General features: G+C 53.4%; 2 protein-coding genes. Both read left to right on the top strand.

All coding sequences use genetic code 11. The annotated features are described in order from the left end of the window. Nucleotides 1–449 precede the first annotated feature (449 nt). On the top strand, nucleotides 450–4,010 hold the full coding sequence (locus tag I2E77_RS09605; protein ID WP_195451122.1) for an FIVAR domain-containing protein: 3,561 nt from the start codon (nucleotides 450–452) through the stop codon (nucleotides 4,008–4,010). 954 nt (nucleotides 4,011–4,964) lie between these two features. Beyond that, nucleotides 4,965–9,682 (top strand): TIM-barrel domain-containing protein (locus tag I2E77_RS09600; protein WP_195451121.1); only part of this gene is annotated, 4,718 nt, incomplete at its 3' end.

The following is a 9,682-nucleotide window of genomic DNA, read 5'->3' as shown; positions in this document are numbered from 1 at the left end:
TACTTCCGCGTCTATGCGATCGGAACGCCGGGCCAGAGCACGGGCGTCTACACGCAGATGCCGGGCGAAGCGCCGGTTCTCCAGTGTGCGGTTACCATTGGATAAACATTTTATTTGCAAAGAATAACGGGATCCATCTGTAGATGGTTCCTGTAAAGAGGGCAGGCTCCCGGATGTATCCGGGGGTCTGCTTTTTTTGAAATCAGGAGTATGGAAACAAAAAATGTAATACAATTTTAATGGAAAAGAAAAGTTAAATTTTTATAAAAGTATATTATTGATATGTTAAAAAATTGTATTTTTTAGATAACTTTTTGTAAATACGCGACCTGATCGGCGTGTTACAATGACCTCAATAGAGGAAAGTACCATCCCAAATACTGCGGAAAGGAGAGGCGCTGTCTTAAAGGGATATCTTTCGTATGATTTGGAGAAAAAGGAGGAGCTTTATGAAAAAGAAACTGGCTGCGTGTTTGCTAAGTGCCGCCATCCTGTGTTCAGGGGTCACGACGGCATGGGCCGCTACGCCTATTGAAACTGGATTTGCGGGTTTGTCTGTTTCGGAACATCTATACGATTGGGCTTCAGGGGAACTCAGCAATCTGGCGCTGAACCCGACGGGAGTGGGTTTCCCGAAGTTGTTTGCAGAATACACCAACGGCGGCGACAACCTCCAGGATTTGGCGGATGGGATCATCTCGAGCAAGCAGGGGCCGCCGCATGACGAAGGGCCGCGCAACCGCTGGACCAATTACGACAAACAGGGGCCGGCGTTTGTAGAGGTGGAGTTTGAAACCGAGCAGGATGTCCATCAGGTGGAATGGTTTGCTTACAACGATTTCGGAGGCGTACCGACGCCCAAGTCGGTGAGCGTCCAATATTGGGACGGCAGCCAGTGGCAGGAAGCGGCAAACCAGGAAGTCACAGTGGGAACCTATGGGGACGACACGTGGATTGTGCCCTTCACCATCGACTTCGACGTGTTCCGCACAGCAAAAGTGCGGGTGACGGTCACCCCGCAGGACGGAAAGTCGGTCGGCGCTTCCGAACTGCGCGTATGGGGCGTCCGGGAAATGCTGCACGGCTTTGAAATGACGGTGCCAGCGGTCGTGCCGGGCGACAACCAGCTGCCGCTTTCCGTCACGTTGGAGACGGTCCGGGAGCAGGCGCAGCCGCTTTATATCAAGGCGGTGGACAGCACGGGCGCGGAACAGACCTTTAGCGAAGAGATCCCGGCAAACACGCAGACCGCTGATTTTTCCTTGGATCTGGGCAACTTAGCAGAGGGGGAAATCGAACTGACCGTCTCCTTGCAGGAAGATTTTTCTGATGCAAGAACGGTTGCCTTGACAAAGCGCCTGTCCAACGAAGTTTTCCAGTCGATCTATGAAGAGGTCAAAACACCCTATGAATACGGCATTGTGCTGTCTTATTCGGGCGTGGGAACGGGCACGTTTGACAGCGACCTGATCGACAACCCCAATGTCTTTGCCATTCCGGGCGACGACACCTATGTCTATATGACGTATGTCGGGCACGACGGAACCGGCTATCGCACGGGCCTTGCGCGCAGTACGGACATGCTCCATTGGGAAAAGGTTGGAAAGATTTTGGAGAACGGCGAACCCGGCGCTTGGGATGAATACAACGCGGCGGGCTATATTGTGCGCGACCATAAATGGGGCGAGCTTCCCACCCCGCACGTGATGGCGGATGGACGCCTGGCGATGACCTATCTGGCGTCCGATACCCCCGGCTATGAGGCGGGCATCAAACGCGCTGGCGTGGCGTTTGCGGACAGCATTTTCCAGCCGGACGGTTCGCTTTCCCAGTGGGAACGTTATCCGGACCCGGTACTGGATGCACATGACGGCACCTATCCGTATGAAAAAGGAACCATTTGGAAATTGCAGGCCATTTGGGATGAGGAGAACAGCCGGTATGTGGGCTTCTACAATGCGGCGGGCGGCCCGGAAGTCATGTGCCAGGCGTATTCCGAGGATTTAACGCATTGGGAACGCGAGGCAACCAACCCCGTTCTCAATCAGGACACCTCTCCCAGCGGCGATGTTTGGGGAGATAGTCATAATGCCGACGCAGACGTTGTAAAAATTGGAGACTACTGGGTGATGTTCTATTTCACCAGCTCTCCTGGCGGCATCATTGACTCGTTTGCTGTTTCAAAGGACATGGTCCATTGGGAAAAATCGTACATCCCGCTGACAGAGCGCAACAGCACTTACAGCTCGACCTATGCGCATAAACCCTGCGTTGTGAAAAAGAATGGCGTGGTCTATCATTATTACAACGCAGTGGGAAGCGAAGGGCGCTTGATTGCACTGGATACATCCATCGACTTGAGCGCCTTGCAGCGCGCACAGGCGATCTCACCGGATGATTGTTCCGAAGCTTGGTATCAGGGCTTGCAGGAAAAGATCACTGCGTTGCAGACGGAATTGCGTGCAGACGATGGTTCTTTGGAACGCATCCAAGCGGCGCTCAGCGCGCTTGAGATTTATCTCGATGCGGGCGAAGAGGCGGAAGCCCAGCTTCTGACGGTACAGTGGGGCGGCAACGCATCGATGAGCGTCGAGGGCGATGCAGAAGAGATCATTTCTTCCGATGCGATCTACGGCGCAAAGGTGATGCCGGGCGAAGAGCTGGTCTTCACCTTCACCCCGACCAAGGGCGCGTTCTCCGGAGCGCAGCTCAATGGCGAGGACATCGAATTTGCAGCAGATGGCTGCACCTACACCTTCACCATGCCGAACGAGGGCACGACCCTGCGCTTCACGTTCGCAAATGTGGACAAGAGCATCCTGGGAGCGGTTCTGGAGCAGGCCAACGCGGTGCCGCAGGACGTGATCGACGGCCTGGTGCCGGCGGCGAAGGAGTTCTTCGAGAACGCCCTCGAGAATGCACAGACCGTTTATGGCAACGTGAATGCCACCCAGGAAGAGGTCAACGAGGCGTGGAGCGACCTGCTGGATGCGATGCACCTCTTGGAATTCGAAGCGGGCGACAAAGAAGTCCTGCTGCCGCTGATCAACATCGCGGAACAGCTGGCGGAGCGCCTGGACGAGTTCAAACCGGGCAGCACTGAGGGCTTCGAGGAAGCGCTCAACGCGGCGAAGGATGTCTATGCCGAGGAGAACCCGCTGAAGGCGGACGTGGACGAGGCATATGACAACTTGCAGGCAGCGATTGAAAAGTTGGAATTCCGTGCGGATATGAGCGAGCTGCAAAGCTTGGTGGACGAAGCGAACACCTTCGACCCGGACGACTATATCCAGGATGAGGCGTTCGATACCTTCAAGAGCGTGCTGGCAGAGGCGGAAGAACTGCTCGCGAATGCGAATGCAGAGCAGGCCGACGTGGATGCGAAGGCAGTGGAGCTGTCCAATGCAATGGCAGCCCTGCGCAAGATCCCGAACAAGGATGAGCTGAACAAGCTGATCGCCGAGATGGAGCAGAAGGATCTGGACGGCTACACCGACCGCAGCGTGGCAGCCTTTAAGGCGGCATTGAGCGTTGCAAAGACGGTTGCCGCGGACGAGACCGCAGACGGCCAGGCGATTGCAAAGGCATATACCAACCTGGAAGAGGCTGCGAATAACCTGGTGAAGGCAGAGAAGCCGAGCACGGGCAACAGCGGCAAGGGCAGCACGTCTGCCAACGTTGGCAACGCATACGGCGCAGCGGGCGTGGTATCCGCAGCGCAGGGCGTGACGAGCCAGCGGGCGTATGTGGTTTCCGACACGACGGTCAACTTCACCTTGAAGAGGGGCAGCGCATACTGCTTCAAGATGACAGTCGTCAACGGCAACGCCATGACGCCGAACTTCACGGTCGGCAATGGCGAAGTGCTGAAGACGCAGTTCGTGGCGAAGATCGGCAACGACTACTATTACAGAGTCCATGCAACCGGCACGCCGGGCCAGAGCACGGGCGTTTATACGACCCTGCCGGGCCAGAACGCGGTCAAGCATTGCACAGTTACGATTGCGTAAGAGCAAATAGGAAAATGAAAGGGAAGGTTTCTTCCCGATAAACAAAGGACCTGATCCTGGGGATTCCCAGGATTAGGTCCTTCTATGTTTTAGCTTTTTATATTTCATGGCCTGATGGGGTGCGGTTTATCTTTATGAAACGTTCGTCTTGCTTCTATAGGGATTTTCCCTGTGAAGAGAAAGACAAGTTTTTTGCGGTGTGCTTCTGTAGGGCTTCCAATGTGGAGCGGAAAGCAAATTCCTTGCTGCCCGTTTTCGTAGGGAACGCCGTAGGCGCGGAAAGACGCCGTGCGTCCGCCGTAGGCGCGAAAAGACGCTGTGCGTCCGCCGTAGGCGCGGAAAGACGCCGTGCGTCCGCCGTAGGCGCGAAAAGACGCTGTGCGTCCGCCGTAGGCGCGGAAAGACGCCGTGCGTCCGCCGTAGGCGCGAAAAGACGCTGTGCGTCCGCCGTAGGCGCGGAAAGACGCCGTGCGTCCGCCGTAGGCGCGAAAAGACGCTGTGCGTCCGCCGTAGGCGCGGAAAGACGCCGTGCGTCCGCCGTAGGCGCGAAAAGACGCTGTGCGTCCGCCGTAGGCGCGAGAGGCACTGCGTACCCGCGAAAAGGTGCTTGTTTTAGAAGATATCCTGGAATAAGTACCTTTTGTATGGTATAGCAATATGGCGCACAAATTATGAGATGCAGTTGCTTTAATGAACATTAAAACAATTACATTTACTTATTAAACGCAATTAATATTAATATAGCAGAGCTCTTCTTTGTAAATGGCAAAAAAATACAGCGAATATGCAATTAATTCTATTGACAATAAGTATATTTTACTATATTTTTGACATAAGGAAAAGTTGAAAAATAAATTCATTGCAAAGTGAATCGCTAGAAAGGAGGTGGATCTATACCAAAAGAAATCGGGATGTTTTAAAACAGAGACAGTTCAAGAGAGAAGGAGGAGAAAGATGAAAAAAAGATGGTTGTCCGCATTACTAGCAGTTTCTATGTTGCTTTCCCCATCGTATTTGTTTGCTGGGAATGCACAAGCGCTGTCTGTAGGCACGGACACGTCCAAAATGGTCCATGCAGCACCAATTGACCAGGAGGTTTACGAGGCGGAAGAAGCAGCCCTTACGGGAGCAACCGTAGCGCAAAATCTGGATGATTTTTCTGGAGATGGCTTTGTAGACGGCATGAAGACCGGCTCCAAGGTTGTATTCACCGTGACGGTTCCGGATGCAGGCGATTATGCGGTCCGCCTGCGTTATTCCAACGGCTCTGGCGAAAATAAGACCATGAGCCTGTATGCGAATGATGAAAAAGTCCGGACGTTCACATTGTCAAAGATGATCAATTGGGACACATGGGGCGCGCAAACGGAAAACGTGCCGCTTCAGGCTGGAGAAAATACCATTGCCTTTTTGCTCGAAGAAGGGGACACGGGCGCAGGTATCAAGCTGGATTGCATCAGTTTGGCAGATATGTATGAAGCCGAAGATGCAGAGTCCTTGAATGGCAACAAAGTCATGTCTGATCACCAAGGGTATTCCGGAGAAGGTTTTGCGGCAGGGTTTGAAGCTGTCGGTTCGGGCGTTCGCTTCACCGTAGAAACCCCGGAAGCCGGCACTTATACCATGGTGGTACGATATGCAAACGGTAAGAATGATGGTTATGCGCAAAAACTGACGTGCTCCGTCAATGGCAAAACCCAGAAGGTTCGTTTCAGCGACCTTGGCAGCTGGGAAGAGTGGGAAGACCGCCCGGTTACCATCGAGTTGCAGGAAGGGACAAATGTCATTGACTTGGTCAAAAACAGCGATGATAGCGGTGGAATGAATATCGACTATATCACGCTCAAGAAGACCAAATGGACCTATATTGGCGATGTCCTTTCAGTGGAGAAGGCCAGCAACAACGAGTTGGTTTTTGAATGTGATAATGCAGCGGTTAGAATTAAATCGGTTTCCCCCAGCGCACTGAAAGTTTGGTGTGAACCCAGCAAACGTTTTGACCGCAAATATGATTCTTTTGCGGTTCAAAATGAGGTAGTGGACCCAGAAACCCTCACAGCGGAAGATCGCGGCGACTATTACATGATTTCCACTGGGACAATGGATGTGCAGGTCGATAAGAGCCCGTTCCGTCTCACTTACTGGGATAAAAACGGCCAACTGCTCTGTGAAGGCGATGAACAGAGCATGGGCTGGAGCACGGATAACGAAGTCCTGGTGCAAAACAAAAAGCAGGCCGATGAGCGTTTTTGGGGCTTGGGCGAAAAGACCGAGGCATTTGAAAAGACCGGCCAGCGGTTAATCATGTGGAGCAACGACGGCCCCGGGCACGAGGGCGATTCCTATGTCCAAGAGACTGGGGAAGGCCGTTGGTATATGTCCGACCCACATTTTATTAGCTCCAAAGGGTACTCGATCTATTTTGACAACACGAGCCGCACGGTGTTCGATTTTGGGAAAACCGACCCAGAGTCTTATTCCTTCGGGGCCCTGAACCCTGCCCCAGGCGGGGAGTTGTTGTACTATTTCATGTACGGTCCGTCCATGAAGCAGATTGCAAAGACCTTCACGGATATCATCGGGAAATCATACTTCGCGCCCGAATGGGGTTATGGAAACATCCAGTGCCATTATGGTTACACCCAAGAGGATATCGAGCGTGTGGCACAGACATACCGAGACAAGGAAATCCCGCTGGATATGATGATGGCGGATATTGAGTGGTATCAATATAAGTGTAGCCCGACGCAATGGAATACCACTAATTTCCCCGACCCAGAGGGGATGATTGCAAAACTCCACGATCTCAATGTGCGCATGGGCGTCATAGACGACCCGAATGTCACAAATGCACAGCCGGAGGATTACCCATATGGTGTGGAGAACGGCTACTTTATGCACAGCAGGACCGGGGATCAGAAGGATATTATCTGGCCTTGGGGCGCTGCTTCCGGCCTGACAGACTTCTTCAATCCAGAGGCCCAAGAATGGTGGGGCGAGCAGCATAACATGATCCTGGGTCAGGGCGTGGAAGGCTTCTGGCTCGACATGAACGAACCGGCGCGCTTGCGCCCGGATTGGGTCGGTTGGAATGAAAAAGGCAAGGCGTGGGGCGATATGGAAGAACTCCATAATGTCTTTGCGATTAAGCACAACGAAACCATTTATAATAAGGTGACCGAGGATGGGAAGCGCCCATTCCTGCTGACCCGCTCTGGTTTCACAGGCAGCCACCGCTATGTTTCCCCGTGGACGGGCGACATCGGCTGTGGGTGGAACGATATGCATGAGCAGATCCGGTTGGGTACCAGCCTCTCCCTGTCCGGCTTCAATTATTGGGGCTTTGACATCGGCGGCTTCAATGGCACGCCTTCTAGCGACCAGTTCAAACGCTGGATTCAGTTGGCCACGTTTACCCCGATTCACCGGTTCCATTATGCCATTGGACTTCCAGCAAAAGAGCCTTGGGAAAATGGCGGCGAAGATGTAGCGCGTAGATATATTAACTTGCGCTACCGCTTGATCCCGTATACGTATTCGCTGACTGCGGATAATATCATTGGCATCGGCATCGAAAAGGGCCTTGGAGAAGGCGGGACAGGCGTCCCTCTTGTAAGACCCATGGTCATGGAATTCCAGGACGACCCGAATACATATGGCATGGATACGCAGTTTATGAATGGTCCCAGCTTCCTGGTAGCCCCGGTGGTAGAGGATTCTTCCATCAAGGAGGTTTACCTGCCCGAGGGGGATTGGTACGACTATGACGACGGAAAAACGGTTTATGGCGGCGGTGGTACGTTACAGTATTCCGCGCCGGTTACGTTGCTTCCCGTCTTTGTCAAAGCGGGTTCCATCATACCGATGCAGCCAGAAATGGAATATGTCGGCGAAAAACCGATCGATGTTTTGACATTGGACGTGTTCCCGACGCTGGAGGACGGAAGCTTTGATTTTGTCCTCTATGAGGATGACGGCGAAACGGATGCCTATAAGGAAGGCGTGTATGCCACCACTCCGTATACTTGCAATGTTGCTGCTGGCAAAGAAAATACGGCGATCACATTCCAAATTGGCGAGCGCACTGGTCGTTATACGGATATTGCGCCGCGCAGCTATCTGATGCAGTTCCATAAGGCGGCATATGAAGACATATCCGTCCAGCAGGATGGGCAGGAACTCACAGCGTACGATTCCCTGGAAGCCCTCCAGGCAGCGGAAACCGGCTATTATGCCGATGTGGCTAGTGAAATCTGTTATGTGAAGGTGCCGGATACGGCGAAGGCTTCCACCATCACCCTGCGTGGGACGACGATTCCTTCGTTTGAATTTGAGGCAGAAGACGCAGATATCATGGGGAATGCACAGAGTGAAAACGTCTTCGGCGGTTATAAAGGCTCCGGATACGTGGCGTGGCTCCACGACGTGGGCGATGGGGTGCGTTTCTCCGGTATTACCGTCCCGGAACAGGGCGACTATACCGTGTATTTGCGGTATGCAAATGGCTCTGGCAATACGCAGACGATGAGCGTCTATGCAAATGACAGTGCGGATGCCCAGCAGGTATTTTTCCCGAATATGAAGGATTTCAGCCTCTGGGATGAAATTCCAGTGACCGTCCATCTCCAGGAAGGAGAAAATACGCTGACGGTTCTTGTAAACGAAGGCGATACGGCAAACATCAATATTGACCGTATCGAAGTGAGCCGGGAACCCATGGTAATGGTACAGTTGCATGTTCCGAATGGCGGGTTCGAAAACGGAATCCTGGACAACTGGACGGTGGAAAACCTTTCGGGGACAGCCGGCCATGGCGTAGATGAAAACGATGCATTTGGCGGCAGCTATAAATTCTATTTCTACAATGGAAGCGCCTATGAGGGCCGCCTCAGCCAGACGGTCACCGGCCTGCCGGATGGCGTTTACCGCGTGAATGCGACGGTAAAAATGTCGAATACGGCGGCAGATACCAGCCGCATGGAGCTGTCGGGTTATAATGGCACGCAAGAGACAATGGTCAACATCCCGTTTAATAGCATCTATCAGAAGTTTTCCACAGAAATAGAAGTTACGGATGGAAAAGTTGATATCGCATTTTATTGCAAATCGTCCGGAAACACCTCCATGCAGATCGACAACGTGGAGCTCTGGAAGATCGGCCAGGTAGCTCCGAGCGAAACCTATGCGATCCAGGTGGCGGACGGGCAGGAAGCAACCCTGAGCGCGCCGGCAGAGGCGGCTTTGGGCGAGACCGTGACGGTTTCCGTCTCCGGCCTGCCGGCAGGAAAGACCGTGCAGGCGGTCAAGGCGGTGGATGCGGACGGCACTGCACTGCAAGTGGTGGAAGTTGCCCGGGATAAGATGTATAGCTTTGTCATGCCCGCCAAAGCGGTGACGCTTTCCGTGGAGCTGACAGACGTCAGCGACGTGGCTAAGGCGATTGTAAGCCGAGATACCGTCACCCGCATCGAGGCGGAGGACTACGACGAACAGGGCGGCGATCCTGACATGGGCGACAAGGCCGGCGTCAAGGTTGAATCCTGCAGCGACATCGGGGGCGGCCAGAACGTGGGCAGCACCGATGCAGGCGACTACATGCTCTACCACAACATCTATGTGGAAGACGCAGGCACCTACCAATTCCGCCTGCGCGTGGCGAGCAACAACACGGA

Origin of the sequence: Anaeromassilibacillus sp. 1001302B_160321_C8, assembly GCF_015554745.1 — a bacterium.
In the GTDB taxonomy this organism is placed as follows: Bacteria; Bacillota; Clostridia; order Oscillospirales; family Acutalibacteraceae; genus Anaeromassilibacillus; species Anaeromassilibacillus stercoravium.
Note: the sequence above shows the minus strand (reverse complement) of the source record. Positions and strands in the feature narration are given on the sequence as shown.